Genomic DNA, 16228 nt, shown 5'->3' with positions numbered 1-16228 from the left:
TCTGGACGCTCATGGGGTTACCAACGCCTCTCGAATTTCTTGCGCAGGAAGACGGCCAGGCCGTTCATCAGGATGAGGAAGGCGAGCAGGATCAGGATCGCCGCGGAGGTGCGCTCCGTGAAGGCCCGCTCGGGGCTGTCCGCCCACATGTAGATCTGCACCGGGATGGCCGTGGCGCTGTCGGTCAGGCCGCCCGGGATGTCCACGATGAAGGCGACCATGCCGATCATCAGCAGCGGCGCCGTCTCGCCCAACGCGCGGGCCATACCGATGATGGTGCCGGTCAGGATGCCCGGCAGGGCCAGCGGCAGGACATGGTGCGTCACCGTCTGCAGCGGCGAGGCGCCGACGCCCAGCGCCGCCTCGCGGATCGACGGCGGCACCGCCTTCAGCGCGACGCGCGAGGCGATGATGATGACCGGCAGGGTCATCAGCGCCATCACCAGACCGCCGACCAGCGGGGCGGAGCGCGGCAGCCCGAAGAAGCCGAGGAACACCGCCAGACCCAGCAGGCCGAAGATGATCGACGGCACCGCGGCGAGGTTGTTGATGTTCACCTCGATCAGGTCGGTCCAGCGGTTCTTCGGCGCGAACTCCTCCAGATAGACCGCGGCGGCGATGCCGATGGGCACCGACAGCAGCATGGTCACCACCAGCGTCAGGGCGGAGCCGACGACGGCCCCCAGGATGCCCGCCTGTTCCGGCTCGCGGCTGTCGCCGGCGGTGAACAGGGTGGTGTTGAAGGTGCTGCGGATGGAGCCGTTGGCGACCAGCGCGTCGATGGCGGCGATCTTGACGTCGTTCAGCCGGCGCTCGCTCTCCGGCACGTCGCGCCGGATGAAGCCCTTCATGAACTGGTCGATCTCGTCGTCGGCGCGGACCCAGACCGTCTGCGTGGTGCCGACGAGGGAGGGGTTGGCGTTGACCATCGCCTCCAGCTCGTACGGCGCGCCGGAAGACAGCAGGTCGTTCAGCGAGCGGCGGGTGGCGCGGTCGGTGGCCGCGGGGACCTGGGCGTAGAGCGCCTGCCGGACGAGGGCGGTGTAGTTCCGCTCCTCGACCTGCTGCTTGTCCAGGGTCACCTCAAGCCGGATCTGCGCCTGCCAGAAGGCGGTGTAGCCCTTGCTGACGATGGAGCCGAGCAGGATCACCAGCATCAGGGACGCGACCCCGACGGCGAGCATCCCGGCGATCCGGAACCGGCGCTCCGCGGCGTAACGGCGGCGCAGCCGGGCGGAGAATTCCTCGCTCTGGTAGCGCGACTTGGTGACGGCGACCGACATGGCCCGCGTATCCTGTTCCACGAGGTCAGTCATATTTCTCTCGATACTTCTGGACCACCCGGAGGGCGACCATGTTGAGGGTGAGCGTCACGACGAACAGGACGAGGCCCAGCCCGAAGGCCGACAGCGTCTTGGGGCTGTCGAACTCCTGGTCGCCGACCAGCAGCGTGGCGATCTGCGTCGTCACCGTGGTCACGGCGTCCAGCGGGTTGGCGGTCAGGTTGGCGGTGAGGCCGGCGGCCATGGTGACGATCATCGTCTCGCCGATGGCGCGGCTGACCGCCAGCATGACGGCGGCGACGATGCCCGGCAGGGCGGCGGGCAGCACGACCAGCCGGATCGTCTCCGACTTGGTGGCGCCCAGCCCGTAGGAGCCGTCGCGCAAGGATTGCGGCACCGCGTTGATGACGTCGTCCGACAGCGAGCTGACGAAGGGGATGATCATCACGCCCATCACGAAGCCGGCGGCCAGCGCCGATTCCGAGCTGACGCTCAGCCCCAGGCTGTTGCCCACGTCGCGGACGAAGGGCGCCATGGTCAGGGCGGCGAAGAAGCCGTAGACCACGGTCGGGATGCCGGCCAGCACCTCCAGAATCGGCTTCAGCCAGGTGCGCAAGCCCGGGCTGGCGTATTCCGACATGAAGATGGCCGCCATCAGCCCGACCGGAACCGCCACCGCCATGGCGATGCCGGTGATCAGCAGCGTGCCGGCGAACAGCGGGATCGCGCCGAAGGAGCCGCTGGAGCCCACCTGATCGGCGCGCATGGCCATCTGCGGGCTCCAGTGCGTCCCGAACAGGAAGTCCAGCGGGTTGACCACCGCGAAGAAGCGGATCGCCTCGAACAGAAGCGACAGCACGATGCCGATGGTGGTCAGGATGGCGACCAGCGAGCAGATGACCAGCGCGATGTTGACCGTGCGTTCCACCCGGTTGCGGGCGCGCAGGTCGGGGTCGATCCGGCCGCGGGCGTAGAGCAGGCCGCCGATGGCGATGCAGCAGCCGATGACCAGCAGGCTCCAGTCGCCGAGCGCGTGCAGCCGCAGATAGCGCTCCGCCGCGGCGACCACCTCCGGATCGGGCTCGCGGCCGGTGGTGACGCCGTGGGCGAGGTTCAGGATGTCGGCGCGCAGCAGGCCGAGCGACTGGGCGTCGCCGTTGACCAGCCGGTCCGGCAGGCCGGACAGGACCATCTGCATGACCAGCCAGCCTTCCGACGCCCCCCAGAAGGCGAAGAGCAGCAGGGCCGGAAGCCCCGCCCAGAGGGCGACGTAGAAGCCGTGGTAGGACGGCACCGAATGAAGCTCGACGATGCGGCCGCCGACGGAGGCGACGGCACGCGACCGGCCCATCTGGTAACCGATCACTGTGAGCAGGGCCAGAATGATGAGCAGTACCGTGAGCTGCATGCGAAACCGCCGGAAATGGGCTGAAAACGGGCTCCTGGCACAAACGGGAAACCGGCGGCCTCGTCAAGAAACAGGCGATAGCATCCAAAGTCCCCTCTCCCCTCTGGGGAGAGGGTTAGGGTGAGGGGGTTGCGCTTGTGCCGGACGAACCGCCTTGCGCAACCCCCTCACCGGCCCTCCGGGCCACCCTCTCCCCAGAGGGGAGAGGGCTAGGTGACCATACGCTATCGCCGCGCCCTCCGAGGAGAGCCGCCGGTGCCGTCAGCCGGTCAGAGCTGGAGCGGGGTCAGGTTGGTCGCCGAGGTGCGGGCGGCGTCGCGCTCCGCCTTCGGCATGGAGATCAGGCCCTTGTCGCCCAGATAGCCATCCTCGCCCATCGCGCGCTCCGAGGTGTACTCGGCGATGAACTCGCGGATGCCCGGGATGACGCCGGCGTGGGCGTTCTTGATGTAGATGAACAGCGGGCGCGACAGCTCGTACTTGCCAGCCTGGACCGCTTCCGGCGACAACTCGACGCCGTCCATCTTGGCGGTCTGCAGCTTGTCGCGGTTCTGGTCGTAGAAGCTGTAGCCGAACACGCCGAAGGCGTCCGGGTTGGCGGTCAGCTTCTGGACGATCAGGTTGTCGTTCTCGCCGGCCTCGACGTAGCCGCCGTCCTCGCGGATGGTCATGCAGGCCTTTTCGCGGGCCTTCTCATCGGCGACCGCGGCCTTCACCTCGGCGACCTTCTTGCAGCCTTCGAGCATCACCAGCTCGTTGAAGGTGTCACGGGTGCCGGACGTCGGGGGCGGGCCGAGGACCTCGATCTCCTTGTTCGGGAGCTTCGGGTCGATGTCCGACCACTTCTTGTAGGGGTTGGCGACCATCTTGCCGTCGACCGGCACGTCCTTGGCCAGCGCCTTCCACAGGATCTGGGTGGTCAGGTCGGTGTGCGGGGCCTGCTTGGAGTAGGCGAGCGCGATCCCGTCGAAGCCGACCTTCAGTTCGGTGATCTGGGCGACGCCGTTGGCGGCGCACTGCTCGACCTCGGACTTCTTGATGCGGCGCGAGGCGTTGGCGACGTCCGGGTGCTGCGGGCCGACGCCCGCGCAGAACAGCTTCAGGCCGCCGCCGGTGCCGGTCGATTCGACGACCGGGGTCTTGAACTTGCCGCCCTTGCCGAAGGCCTCAGCAACCGCCGTGGTGAACGGGAACACAGTCGAGGAGCCGACGGCGCGGATCTGGTCGCGCGACTGGGCGTTCGCAGCACCCGCGAAGGCGGCGGTCATGGCGACGACCGCGGCGGCGGTGACGGCGAGCTTCTTGGAATTCACGGTATCCCTCCGATGGTCCGGTTGCCCCTTTGCCGGGGAACGCGATGGTTCAACCCCGTGCCGCTTCCCCCAGGGGCGGGCGGCTTGCGGGGCGGACACTAGTCGGGGTCCGCGACGCGCTGATTACGGTTTTATGACAGTTTCATGACGACGCCCACTTTCGGTCACGCCGGACGGGGTAGACGCAACCTCTAGGCTTGGCGCCGCGCGGGCTCCGCGGCGCGGCCCTCTCCCGACTCCTCCGACGCGGCGGGGAGATAGACCGTGAAGGTGCTGCCCACCCCCACCGCGCTTTCGATGGTCAGGCGACCGCGGTGGCGGTTCACGATGTGCTTCACGATGGCCAGCCCCAGCCCGGTGCCGCCCATGGCGCGCGAGCGCGCGGCGTCGACGCGGTAGAAACGTTCGGTCAGGCGCGGCAGGTGGGTGCGGGCGATGCCCTCCCCCTGGTCGCGCACGGCGACGGCGACCATCGGCATCCCCCGCCCGCCGCGGCCCGCCGGGCCGGACACCCCGACCGCCACGCCGTCGGCGAGCGACACCGCGACCGTCACGTCGGTGTTCTCGCGCGTGTATTTGATCGCGTTGCTGACGAGGTTCTGGAAGACCTGGGTGAGCTGGTCCTCGTCGCCGACCACCGCGGGCAGGCCGTCCGGCGCCTCCAGCGTCAGGCGGATGCGGCGGCTGGCCGCCTTCAGCTCCAGCGCCGCCATCACCCCGTCCAGCCGGTCCAGCACATCGACCTTGCCGGCGGGCGGCATGTGCTCGTCCAGCTCGATCCGCGACAGCGACAGCAGGTCGTTGACGAGGCGGGCCATGCGGCTGGCCTGGTCCTGCATGATCGACAGGAAGCGCTCGTGCGCCTCCAGATCCTCGCGGGCGGGGCCGCGCAGCGTCTCGATGAAGCCGAGCAGGGAGGACAGCGGCGTGCGCAACTCGTGGCTGGCGTTGGCGATGAAGTCGGCGCGCATCTGCTCCGACCGGCGCAGCGCGGTGATGTCGTGCAGCGTCAGGATGACCATTCGCCCCGGCACGGTTCCGGCGGGCACCTCGTCCTCACCAAGGGCCGGGCGGGGGACGCGCCGCTGGAAGGGCTTGACCCGCACCTCGAACATGCGCTCCACCGGCACCGGCAGGCTGAATTCCAGGATGCGCGAGGCGCCGCCCTTCAGCACGGCGTCCACCGCCTCCAAGACCGCCGGGTTGCGCAGCGAGGCGGCGAGGTCGCGGTCGAGGATGCGGTCGCCGAACAGGGCGCGCGCCGCCTGGTTGGCCCGCGCCACCTGCCGCTCCGCCCCGACCAGCACCAGAGGGTCGTGCAGCGCCTCGATGATGGACTCGTTGGCTTCGAGCTGGGCCAGCGCCAGTTCGGTGCGGGCGTTCATCACCCGGTGCAGCCGCACCGCCGCCGCCGCCGCCGCCCGCACCGGGCGGGAGGCGGTGACGGGCAAGGGCGGGACCACCTCCGTCGGGCCGGCGGCGAGCTGTGCGGCGTGGGCGGCCACCGTTCGCAGGTCGCGGAAATACAGCTGGATCATCAGCGCCACCCCGCCGACCCCGGCCAGCCCGCCCAGAATCGCCACCAGCGGCCCGATCGCTCCCTGCCGCCACAGCCCCCAAAGGGCCGGCAGCAGCGGCACCAGCACCAGCGCGGCGGCGACGATCAACCGGAGGGGCGGCATCGGCTTGGGAGTCATGGACGGCGCTTCTCGTGCGTCATGCGGACGGTCTTGGAGACGGAACTCCGCTTTTACACCATCCCGCAAGCCGGTGAGCGGGCGTCACAAAAGATTAACGCGCGGGCCGGGGAAACACCCGGCCCGCGCGCCGTCCGAAAAGCGCCGCTTCGCTGCTTACCAGGGCAGCGAGTCGTGGGCCGCCAGCGCCGCCGCGGTGACCAGATCGTTGACCGAGGCGCCCATGGTGACGATCTGCGCCGGCTTGTCCAAGCCGATCAGCAGCGGGCCGATCATCTGGCCGCCGGCCATCTTGTGCAGCATCTTTGCCGTGATGTTGGCCGAATGCAGGCCGGGCATGATCAGCACATTGGCCGGGCCGGACAGCCGGCAGAAGGGGTAGACCCGCTTCATCAGCTGATAGTCCAATGCCACGTCCGCCGACATCTCCCCGTCATACTCGAAATCGACGCGGCGGCTGTCGAGGATGGCGATGGCCTCGCGCAGCGGGTCGGTGTTCGGGTGGGGATGCTGGCCGAAGTCTGAGAAGGACAGCAGCGCCACCCGCGGCTCGTGCCCCATCTGGCGCGCCTTGGCCGCGGCGCCGATGGCGATGTCGGCCAGCGTCCGGCCGTCCGGGCGGACATGCACCGTGGTGTCGGCGATCAGCACCGTCCGGTTGCGCGTCAGGAAGACGTGCAGGCCGAAGACCGGCTCGTTCGCCTTGGCGTCGATGACCCGGCGGATCTCCTCGAAGGCCACGCCGAAGGTGCGGGTCAGGCCGGTGACCATGGCGTGGGCGTCGCCCTGCGCCACCATCAGCGCGGCGAAGACGTTGCGGTCCTGGTTCACCATGCGCTGGCAGTCGCGCAGCAGGGCCCCCCGGCGCTGCATCCGGCGGTACAGATAGTCGCTGTAGCGGCGGTTGGCGTCGGAGACGCGGGCGTTGTGGATCTCCAGCGAGACGCCCGATTGGCCCATCGCCGCCAGCTGCTCCTTGATGACCTCCTCGCGCCCGATCAGCACCGGCGTGCCGAAGCCAGCGGCGCGGTAGGCGAGCGCGGCGCGGATCGTCCGCTCCTCCTCGCCCTCGGCGAAGACGACGCGGCGCGGGTTGGCCTTCACCTTCTCCAGGATGAGCTGGAGGCTGTCCGCCGTGGGGTTGAGCCGGGTGCGCAGCGCGTTCCGGTAGCCCGCCAGATCGACGATGGGCTTGCGCGCCACGCCGGTCTCCATGGCCGCCTGGGCCACCGCGGCGGGCACCGTCACGATCAGCCGCGGGTCGAAGGGCACCGGGATGATGTATTCCGGCCCGTAGCGCAGGCGGCGGCCCGCATAGGCGGCGTCCACCTCGTCCGGCACGTCCTCGCGGGCCAGGGCGGCCAGCGCCTTGGCAGCGGCGACCTTCATCGCCTCGTTGATGGTGGTCGCCCGCACGTCGAGCGCGCCGCGGAACAGGTAGGGGAAGCCCAGGACGTTGTTGACCTGGTTCGGGTAGTCGGAGCGGCCGGTCGCCACGATGGCGTCGGAGCGGACGGCCTTCACCTCCTCCGGGGTGATCTCCGGGTCGGGGTTGGCCAGCGCGAAGATGATCGGCTTGGCCGCCATCGACTTGACCATCTCCGGCGTCATCGCGCCCTTGGCCGACAGGCCGACGAAGACGTCGGAGCCGGCGACCGCCTCCTGGAGCGTGCGCTTGTCCGTCTCCACAGCGAAGGACGACTTCCACTGATTCATGCCGTCGGTGCGGCCGCGGTAGACGACGCCCTTGGTGTCGCACAGGATGATGTTCTCGCGCGGCACACCCATGGTCGTGAACAGCTCGGCGCAGGCGATGCCCGCCGCCCCGGCGCCGTTGACCACCATCGTCACGTCCTTGAGGTTCCGCCCGGTGATGTCGCAGGCGTTGATCAGGCCGGCGGCGGCGATGATGGCGGTGCCGTGCTGGTCGTCGTGGAAGACGGGGATATCCAGCAGCTCGCGCAGGCGCTCCTCGATGATGAAGCAGTCCGGCGCCTTGATGTCCTCCAGGTTGATGCCGCCGAAGCTCGGCCCGAGGAAGCGGACGCAGTTGACGAACTCGTCGACGTTCTTCGTATCGACTTCCAGGTCGATGCCGTCCACGTCGGCGAAGCGCTTGAAGAGGACCGCCTTGCCTTCCATCACCGGCTTGGAGGCGAGCGCGCCGAGGTCGCCCAGGCCCAGCACCGCCGTGCCGTTGGAGATGACGGCGACGATGTTGCCCTTGGCCGTGTAGTCATAGGCCGTGCTGGGGTCCTCGGCGATGCGCAGGCAGGGAACGGCCACGCCCGGCGAATAGGCCAGCGACAGGTCGCGCTGGGTCGTCAGCGGCTTGGTGGGCGCGATCTCCAGCTTGCCCGGACGCCCGGAGGAGTGCAGCAGAAGGGCTTCTTCGTCGGTGACGCGCTTTGTATCGGGTTCGGTCATCGGGGTTCGGTTCCTGAGCGTAGGCTGTTGCAGCCGTTCTTCTTTGGGCCGGCCGGCGTTGTTGTTTTCGGTTCCGGCCGGTCGGGCGGCGGATGTTAGCCTGCCTGGACACGCAGAGCTAGCCCGAGCGACGGGTGTTTCGCATGTTTGTTTCGAAATGACGCACTCAAGCGACATTCGGAGAAAGGACCAGCCGCCACTTTATGCCGGATCAAACTTTGTGCTGGCGAATGGCTCTCAGCACGGCCAGACAATCCGGTGACCGGCGGATGTTTTCGGGCGCCTGGGGGCTCTCGGCAGCGGCGGAAAAACCTTCCATCAGCTTGTGGCGGGCAAAGGCATCGTAGAAGAAGCTTCCTTGCACAAGCCCTGTGGCGTCATACAACAACTCGGCCATGGGAAGGCCGCCGTTTGACGCGCGGCAGCACCACAGGTATTTGGGCATGTTCCGGGTCAGCAGACGTGACATGGCCGCCCGTACGGAGGACACCGCATCGGGCATTTCCGCAAGGAAGCGTTCCTTCAACCCCTGCACGCTTTCCAGTCGGATGGTCCATTCGAGTGGCGTGCCGGCGCAGCGGACGTCCCGGCTTTGCAGGAAAAGGACGAACGAATTGTAGGCCGAATCGAAGTCCGACACGGCACGGTACACGTTGTCGAAGGGAATGCGGATTTTGTGGTAAAGCGGAACAATCACATGGCGCGGTTCGGCCACCACGACGTCGCCGTTGTCACGGGGCGGCAGGGCGGTCTGGATGTGGTTGTTGTGAAACCACAGCCGCGCGAAGGGGCCGGCCTGATCGTCGTGCACGAAAATCCGGCTCAGGCGCGTGGCGGTCAGACGCGGACCGTCGTCCTTGACGGCCCCCGCCTCGACAGCCTCCAGGCGGTGACCGACGGCGGTGACGGCGTGAAACCCCAGCGACCGGGGCGTCCTGGGCGCATGACCCTCCCCCGGTGCCGCGGCCGGGTTCTCGACAGCCTGCAATTCGAGCGAGATCAGGATCGGCAGCCCCAGGCCGCTGTAGGCGTGGGTGACCGCCCGCAGATAGTCCCACTTCCGGGCGATCCCGGACTCCGGCATGCCGATCAGGAACGGTTCCAGGCCAATGCTGCGGATCGCGTTGGCTTGTTGGCGTGGGGTGAGCCCATCGTTCGGCAGCGATCGCGAGCCGTCCTCGTCCGACGCCGTGGCTGCGCGGGTGATTTCGACCGGAGACGGAATGCCGTGATGAAACAGCACCCCGGTTTTCTGGAACATCGACCAGAGGGCACTGGTCGCACATGCTGCAACCTCGCGGTCCTGCTCCTGAAATGCAACGGACCGGACTTTCAAGGCAATGCCGAACAGACTCACCTCATAGGAGCGCAATGCCGGAAATTCGCGGGTTGCGGAGTCCGTGTCCGGGTAGGTCGACAGACAGGTGCGCCCAATGATCCGGTTCGGCAGAGGCCGCACCACGATGAATCCCAGATAGCTCCGCTTCAGGGCGTCGAATAATGGAGATGCGCCGTTTTCCAACGCCCCGCGCAGATCATCCTGACAAAAATCAGCAGAAAAGAAATGTATACGGCGGCAAAACCGCTCAAAGCTCTGAAAACAGCGGGAATAATAGGCCGCATAGTCTTCTAGAAAATCATGATCGACATATTGCTTTTCGATCACAATCGTTCGCGGCGCCCGACTCTCCAGCGCCATGAAGTATTTGGTCAGAAACCGATAGTGCTGTTTAGACTCCACCCGCTTTCGCGTATCCGCCACGGCCCCTGGCGATCCGTCCCCCTGATATGAGCCATCAGCGAGCGCGCCGAGCAGCGCATCCGGCGAATACGCAATGACGCTGTAAGGCACGGCACCCGCCCTGGCCGGAAAGTTCAGAAGGATACGGGTTGATCAAGAGAACGGCTATCGATCCGTGTGCCTTCAAAGAAAGCGTCGCAGGAGGTTTGCGAACGCTCCAGCGCCCGATCGATGCTAGCCCCTTGCGTGCTGGCCCATTCCATAGCAAGTGCTTCGATGCGTTCCAAATCCAGGGGAGTTATGGTCGGGTCATTCATGGTCGTTCGGTGGCTGGATCGGATCCCGGATCGCGGCGCCATCATCGGCGGGAGCGACTCGGCGTTTTCCAACCTGATCTTTTCCGTTGGTTTCCGCGTCGAACATCAATGCCACACACCAGCCCAGCGTCAACAAAAATATTATTACTTCTCAGAAGACTTTCGCGTCACGCGATAATGCATTGATTTGAAAAGAACATACAAAGACTTTCCGGGGCACCGGACACGTTGTTCAAAGCGGCACCCCGCCGCGGACGCCGTTCCATCGGTTCCACCGGGACGAATGCATGACCAACACCGCTCCGAGTCGCCGGAAGCTCAGAAGCTCTGACACCCTTTCCCATTGCCTACGAACAACGACCTTCAGCAGCCCTCGGCCATGTCGTAGATGGCGTCCATGTCGCTGATCAGGACCTTGTTGCCTTCCTGCAGCGAGATCACGCCGGCGGTCTTCAGCTGGGTGAAGGTGCGGCTCACCGTCTCGGTGGTCAGGCCCAGGTAATCGGCGATATCGGCCCGGCTCATCGGCACGTAGACGGGGTTTTCCTTGTGCCCGCGCCGGGCGGCGCGCTGGGACAGCATCAGCAGGAAGGAGCAGATCTTCTCCTTCGCCGTCTTGCGGCCGAGCAGGAGCATCTGGTCCTGCGCCGCCGCCAGCTCGTTCGAGGCCATGGAGAAGAGACGGCGCTGCATCTTCGGAAACTCGTCCATCAGCGCGTCGATCTTCTTGCGCGGGAAGCGGCAGAGCGTCGCCGCCGTGACCGTTTCCGCGGTGTAGGCGTAGCTGTCGTTGACGGCCAGCCCCAGGAAGTCGCCGGTGACGAGAAAGCCGGTGATCTGGCGACGCCCGTCCGGCAACAGCTTGTAGAGCTTCACGGTGCCGGCGGTGACGTTGTAGAGCGCGTCGGCCGCGTCGCCTTCGCTGAACAGGGTCTGTCCGGCTTCGACGCGGGACGTCTGGAGAATGTCGGCGAGACGGCGCAGTTCCTCGGGGTCCAGAGCGGCGCAGACGGTCAGACTGCGCACGGGACAGGCCCCACAGGGATTCATCTCACTCGCCGCGCCCTTTTCGCGGGCGCGTCCCATGTCAAAGGGTGGCATGGCATGACCCAGCCCTTAGCCGTACAACGCCCCCATAATCGTCATATTCGGTCTGTTTCGCAACGGTGCTCACAGGGACCGTGGCCGAATTGCCATACGAATGCCTTATGAGCGGCCCATCAGCGCCCTTTCGGGGGGCTCGACGGCTCGGCGTTCGGGCGCGGCGGCTCGTCGTCGAACAGGATGCGGTGGGCCGCCCCGTCGAGATCGTCAAACTGCCCGGACTTGAGAGCCCACAGGAACGCCCCCAGGCCCATCAGCCCCAGGCTCAGCGCGATCGCGATCAGATAGAGAAGCTCGGTCATCGGTCAGGTCCTTGGTCACCGCGCCGCGGCTGAGCCGCAGGGCGTTGGCGATAACGATCAGGGAGGAGGAGGACATGGCCAGCGCCGCCAGCAGCGGCGTCAGCATGCCCGCCATGGCGATGGGCACCGCGAACAGGTTGTAGACCAGCGCGATGCCGAAATTCTGGCGCACCAGCCGTCCGGAGCGGCGGGACACCTCGAACGCCTCCAGGATGGGGCGCAGGCGGCGGCCCTGGAACACCACGTCGGCGGCGGTCTGGCTGACGTCCACCGCGGTGGACGGCGACATCGACACGCTGGCCGCGGCCAGCGCCGGGGCGTCGTTCAGCCCGTCGCCGACCATCAGCACCTTGCGGCCCTCGGCGGCGAGCGCGTCCAGAACGGCGGTCTTGTCGGCGGGCGTCTGGCCGGCCCGCCAGTCCTCGATGCCCAGCTGCGCGGCCACCGCGGCCACGGCGCCGCGGCGGTCGCCGGACAGCAGCCGGACGTCGAGGCCCCGCGCCTTCAGCCCGCGCACCACCGCCGCGGCGTCGGCGCGCGGCGCGTCGAGGAAGGTGATGCGCACCGGGGCGGCGCCGGGGCGGGCCAGCCACAGCTCCGGCCCGGCGGCGTCCTCCGCCGTGTCCGGCGCGCCGGTGAAGGCGCGGCTGCCCAGCCGGATCTCCCCACCAGAGTCATCCAGGGCGAGGCCGGCGCCGGGAATCTCGCGCACGCCGACGGCGACGGGGACGTTGGGCAGCGCGCGGGTCAGGGCGCGGGCCAGCGGGTGGCGGCTGGCCCCGGCGAGCGCCGCGGCAAGGCGCAGGTCGTCCTCGGCCACGCCGTCGAGTTGCGGGACGGGCCGCCCCTCGGTCAGCGTGCCGGTCTTGTCGAAGACCACCGTGTCGATGACGGCCAGCCGCTCCAGCGCCGTGGCGGTCTTCAGCAGGATGCCCTGCCGCATCAGCCGCCCGCTGGCGATCACCTGCACCACCGGCACGGCCAGCGCCAGCGCGCAGGGGCAGGTGATGATCAGAACGGCGACCGCGTTCATCAGCGAATCCTGCCAGGGCAGCCCGCCGAGCAGCAGCCAGCCCAGGAAGGTGCCCAGCGCCGCCACATGGACGACTGGGGCGTAATGGCGCGACACGCGGTCGGCGATGGCGACGTATTTGGCGCGGCCCTGCTCCGCCACCTCCATCAGCCGGACGATCTCGGCCAGCAGCGTACCCTCGCCCACCGCCGTCACGGTCACGCGCAGCGGGGCGGTGAGGTTGAGCATGCCGGCGAACACGCGGTCGCCGGGGCGCACGCTGCCCGGCACCGTCTCGCCGGTGATCAGGGCGGTGTCGAGATCGGACACGCCGTCAGCCACCGTGCCGTCCACCGCGACCCGCTCGCCCACCGCCACCAGAATGGTGGAACCGGGGCTGACCTGATCGGGCGGGACGATGGCGCTGCGCCCGTCCTCGCTCAGCACGGTCACCGAGGTGGCGTGCAGGCCGAGAAGCTGCTCCGCCGCCGAGCGGGCCCGGCCGCGCGCCCGCTGGTCGAGATAGCGCCCGATCAGCAGGAAGAACAGCAGCATCATCGCACCGTCGAAATAAGCGTGCTGGCCGCTGTTGATCGTCTCGAACAGGCTCATGCTGGTGGCGAGCAGGACGCCGATGGTGATCGGCACGTCCATGTTCGTCCGCCCGCGCCGCAGCGCCTGAAAGGCTGAACGCGCGAAGGGCCGCACGGCGTAGGCGATGGCCGGCATGCAGACCAGCGCCGACAGCCAGTGCATCAGGTCGCGCGTGGCGGAGCCCATGCCCGTCGCGTGCCCGGCCCAGACCGACACCGACAGCAGCATCACGTTGCTGGCGCCGAAGCCGGCGACGGCCAGCGCGCGCAGAAGCTCCTTCTCCGTCTTCAGCTGCGCATCGCCCAGCCGCTCCGGGTCGAAGGGCACGGCGCGGTAGCCGATGCGGGCGACGGTGTCGACGACCGTGTTGGCGTCGGTCTCGGCCGCACGCCACGTCACCGAGAGACGGCGCGTCGTCATGTTCAGCCGCGCGTGGGTCACCCCCGGCTGGCGGGCCAGCGCCGTTTCGATCAGCCAGACGCAGGCCGCGCATTGCAGCCCGTCGATCATCAGGTGCAGGGAGGCGGTACCATCCTCGGCGTGCTTGGCGTGGGGGGCGTAGTCGAGCGGCGGCGCCTCGCCGTCCGGGCGCAGCGGCCGGGCGGCGGGATCGACGCAGCGCCGCTCGTAATAGCGTTCCAGCCCGAGCCCGCGGACGAGGTCGTAGGCCGCCGCGCAGCCGGTGCAGCAGAAGGGGCCGGCGCCGTCGGAGGCGGTGGTGCCGGTGCCCTCGGGATGCTCCTGCCCGCAGTGGAGGCAGACGGTCATGTCACGAAACCCGTGTGCTGGTGTGCCGTAATCTTGAGGACGGGGCGCCTACTTGACGAAGAGGCGCTGTTCGTCCTGATAGTCGCCCGTGGAATGGTGGATCTCCACGCGCAGGTCCCACTGGCCGGGCAGCGGCAGCGCCACCGGAGCGGCGAAGCGGCCCTCGCCCAGATAGGGAAGGTCGAGGCGCACGTCGTGGCCCTCGCTGGTCGGACGGATGAAGGCGACCTTCACCTCGGCGTCCTTCAGCAGGTTGCCGTGCTTGTCGTGCAGAGTCAGCGCCAGGATGCCCTTCTGCGCCTCGGTGCTGGTGAATTCGGTGGCGACCTTCCAGCCGCGCTCGGCCTGGGCGCGGGCGCCGGCCAGATCCTCGTTGTATTTCAGGCCCTTCATGAAATGCTGCTCGGTCTGGACGCCGGTCCAGCTCGACAGGGCGAAGTGCAGCATCACGCCGTTGACCGCGATCACGACGGCGAAACCGGCCACGAAGATCCAGGGGATGTACCAGCCGGGCTGGCGGCCGGTCCGGCGGGGCGGGGTGCGGCGGGTTCCGGCGTCGGTGGACAGCGTCATCGTCGTCTTGACCTTTGGTGAATGCAGCGCGAAGAGCCGGTCGGGATCAGTTGGCCGGCCCCATGAAGACGGAGTCATAGGTCGCCACCTCACCATCGGCCGAGGTAAGCCTGAAGGTAAGGGGCTGGGAGGCGCCTTGCAAACCGGTGCGCGGCGCGGTCACGAAAATTCTGTAGGTCGCCACCATGTCCGGATCGGCGGTCAGTTGCCGGGTGCCGGCCTGCTCGTCCTGGCCGTCGCCGGCCACCGACAGGCTGGCCCCCGTCACCCCGGAGACCGCCAGCGTGTAGGCGCGCGGGTCGCGGGTCATGTTGGAGATCTTGAAGGTGTAGGCGTTGCGCACCGACCCGTCCGACAGCGCCACGAACAGCGGGGCGCGGTCGCGCAGGACGCTGATGTCCAGCCCCGGCTTCAGCAGCAGCCCGACCCCGATGCCGCCGGCGATGACCAGCATCATCAGCGTGTAGAGGATCGTGCGCGGGCGCAGCAGGCGGAAGGGCACCGGCTGCCCGCCGGTGGTGATGGCCACCTGATTGGTCTGGGTGTCGAATGTGATGAGGCCGGTCGGCCGCCCGACCTTGGTCATGATCTCGTCGCAGGCGTCGATGCACAGGCCGCAGCCGATGCACTGCATCTGCAGACCGTCGCGGATGTCGATGCCGGCGGGGCAGACCTGGACGCAGTTGAAGCAGTCGATGCAGTCGCCGAGACCTTCGGCCCTGCGCTCCTCCCAGCTCTGCGACTTGCGCATCAGGCTGCGGCCTTCGCCGCGCCAGTCCTGGTAGGTGACGATCAGGCTGTCCTCGTCGATCATCGCCGATTGAAAGCGCGGCCACGGGCACATGTAGGTGCAGACCTGCTCCCGCGCGAAACCGGCCAGCAGATAGGTGGTGGCGGTGAAGAGCCCGATGAAGCCGAGGGCGGTCGAGGACACCTCGAACCGCAGCATCTCCCCCAGCAGAGTCGGCGCGTCGGTGAAGTAAAAGATCCAGGCGCCGCCGGTCGCTACGGCGATCAGCAGCCAGATCAGGTTCTTCAGAACCTTGCGCCCGGCCTTCCGGGCGGTCCAGGGACCCTGGTCGAGGCGGATGCGCTCGCCGCGGTCGCCTTCGACCAGCCGTTCGACCCAGACATAGAGGTCGGTCCACACCGTCTGCGGGCAGGCGTAGCCGCACCAGACGCGGCCGGCCAGCGAGGTCGCCAGGAAGAGGCCCAGCGCCGCCAGGATCAGCGCGCCGGTCAGGTAATAGATCTGCTGCGGCCACAGCTCCACGAAGAACAGGTAGAAGCGGCGGTTGGCGAGGTCGAGCAGCACCGCTTGGTCGGGGGCGTTCGGCCCGCGGTCCCAGCGGACCCAGGGCAGCACGTAGTAGATCGCCAGGAGAACCGACAGCGCCGCCCATTTGATGCGGCGGAAGGTGCCGTGCACCGCCTTGGGATAGACCTTGGCATGCTTCTGGTACATCGAGCGCGACGCGCGACGCTGCGCCTTCGGCGGGGCAGCGGCGGGCGCGTCCCCGGCGGTCGGGCGTTCCAACCGGTCGCCATCCAATCGGTCGCTTCCCAATCGATCGCTTTGGGGCGGTTGCTGTTCGGTGGTCGTGCTCATGACCTCGCCCTTTTTCGTCTGGCGACCGCCGCGCGGGCGGCTTGGCCATGCCGACATGGTTCGGCCGTGGCGAGGGGACT

11 protein-coding genes are annotated in these 16228 nt (G+C 68.0%); all 11 read right to left on the bottom strand.

The window, feature by feature from the left end; genetic code table 11:
- Window positions 1–17 precede the first annotated feature (17 nt).
- The gene (gene pstA / locus ACWPN7_RS18960) at window positions 18–1316 is read right to left on the bottom strand and encodes a phosphate ABC transporter permease PstA (RefSeq protein WP_081862837.1); all 1299 of its coding nucleotides are present in this window, start codon (window positions 1314–1316) and stop codon (window positions 18–20) included.
- A complete protein-coding gene (gene pstC, locus ACWPN7_RS18955) occupies window positions 1309–2691 on the bottom strand; it encodes a phosphate ABC transporter permease subunit PstC (RefSeq protein ID WP_014238780.1) in 1383 nt (460 codons plus the stop codon). Before pstC ends, pstA begins: the two co-directional genes overlap by 8 nt.
- Window positions 2692–2960: 269 nt before the next feature.
- Window positions 2961–4004: a PstS family phosphate ABC transporter substrate-binding protein gene (locus tag ACWPN7_RS18950; protein WP_114861506.1), complete on the bottom strand. Its 1044-nt coding sequence runs from the start codon at window positions 4002–4004 to the stop codon at window positions 2961–2963.
- Between the two features lie 191 nt (window positions 4005–4195).
- Entirely contained in the window at window positions 4196–5701 is a 1506-nt protein-coding gene (locus ACWPN7_RS18945) for an ATP-binding protein (protein WP_451990713.1), read from the bottom strand.
- Window positions 5702–5857: 156 nt separating this feature from the next.
- Window positions 5858–8128 (bottom strand): NADP-dependent malic enzyme, encoded by a 2271-nt coding sequence (locus ACWPN7_RS18940; RefSeq protein WP_149650055.1) that lies wholly within the window; start codon window positions 8126–8128, stop codon window positions 5858–5860.
- A 211-nt stretch (window positions 8129–8339) separates the two neighbouring features.
- A complete protein-coding gene (locus ACWPN7_RS18935; RefSeq protein WP_456521764.1) occupies window positions 8340–9980 on the bottom strand; it encodes a hypothetical protein in 1641 nt (546 codons plus the stop codon).
- A gap of 569 nt (window positions 9981–10549) precedes the next feature.
- A complete protein-coding gene (locus tag ACWPN7_RS18930) occupies window positions 10550–11212 on the bottom strand; it encodes a Crp/Fnr family transcriptional regulator (RefSeq protein ID WP_247873943.1) in 663 nt (220 codons plus the stop codon).
- 194 nt (window positions 11213–11406) lie between these two features.
- A complete protein-coding gene (ccoS, locus tag ACWPN7_RS18925; RefSeq protein WP_247873944.1) occupies window positions 11407–11544 on the bottom strand; it encodes a cbb3-type cytochrome oxidase assembly protein CcoS in 138 nt (45 codons plus the stop codon).
- Window positions 11498–13966 (bottom strand): heavy metal translocating P-type ATPase, encoded by a 2469-nt coding sequence (locus ACWPN7_RS18920; RefSeq protein ID WP_459196104.1) that lies wholly within the window; start codon window positions 13964–13966, stop codon window positions 11498–11500. The genes ccoS and ACWPN7_RS18920 overlap by 47 nt, the downstream gene beginning before the upstream one ends.
- A 48-nt stretch (window positions 13967–14014) precedes the next feature.
- Window positions 14015–14539 carry a FixH family protein gene (locus ACWPN7_RS18915; RefSeq protein ID WP_038525559.1) on the bottom strand — a complete coding sequence of 175 codons (525 nt, stop codon included), beginning with the start codon at window positions 14537–14539 and terminating at the stop codon, window positions 14015–14017.
- A 46-nt stretch (window positions 14540–14585) separates the two neighbouring features.
- Window positions 14586–16148 (bottom strand): cytochrome c oxidase accessory protein CcoG, encoded by a 1563-nt coding sequence (gene ccoG / locus ACWPN7_RS18910; protein ID WP_459196105.1) that lies wholly within the window; start codon window positions 16146–16148, stop codon window positions 14586–14588.
- Window positions 16149–16228 lie beyond the last annotated feature (80 nt).

It is taken from the genome of Azospirillum sp. UENF 312511 (genome assembly GCF_058780635.1).
The sequence above is the reverse complement of the archived record's forward strand: the minus strand, read 5'-3'. Positions and strand labels throughout refer to the sequence as shown.

What these genes read in the sequence shown, in the direction of transcription:
- pstA (WP_081862837.1), bottom strand. Translation starts at nt 1,316, where the DNA reads ATGACTGACCTCGTGGAACAGGATACGCGGGCCATGTCGGTCGCCGTC.
- pstC (WP_014238780.1), bottom strand. Translation starts at nt 2,691, where the DNA reads ATGCAGCTCACGGTACTGCTCATCATTCTGGCCCTGCTCACAGTGATC.
- ACWPN7_RS18945 (WP_451990713.1), bottom strand. Translation starts at nt 5,701, where the DNA reads ATGACTCCCAAGCCGATGCCGCCCCTCCGGTTGATCGTCGCCGCCGCG.
- ACWPN7_RS18940 (WP_149650055.1), bottom strand. Translation starts at nt 8,128, where the DNA reads ATGACCGAACCCGATACAAAGCGCGTCACCGACGAAGAAGCCCTTCTG.
- ccoS (WP_247873944.1), bottom strand. Translation starts at nt 11,544, where the DNA reads ATGGGCCTGGGGGCGTTCCTGTGGGCTCTCAAGTCCGGGCAGTTTGAC.
- ACWPN7_RS18920 (WP_459196104.1), bottom strand. Translation starts at nt 13,966, where the DNA reads ATGACCGTCTGCCTCCACTGCGGGCAGGAGCATCCCGAGGGCACCGGC.
- ACWPN7_RS18915 (WP_038525559.1), bottom strand. Translation starts at nt 14,539, where the DNA reads ATGACGCTGTCCACCGACGCCGGAACCCGCCGCACCCCGCCCCGCCGG.
- ccoG (WP_459196105.1), bottom strand. Translation starts at nt 16,148, where the DNA reads ATGAGCACGACCACCGAACAGCAACCGCCCCAAAGCGATCGATTGGGA.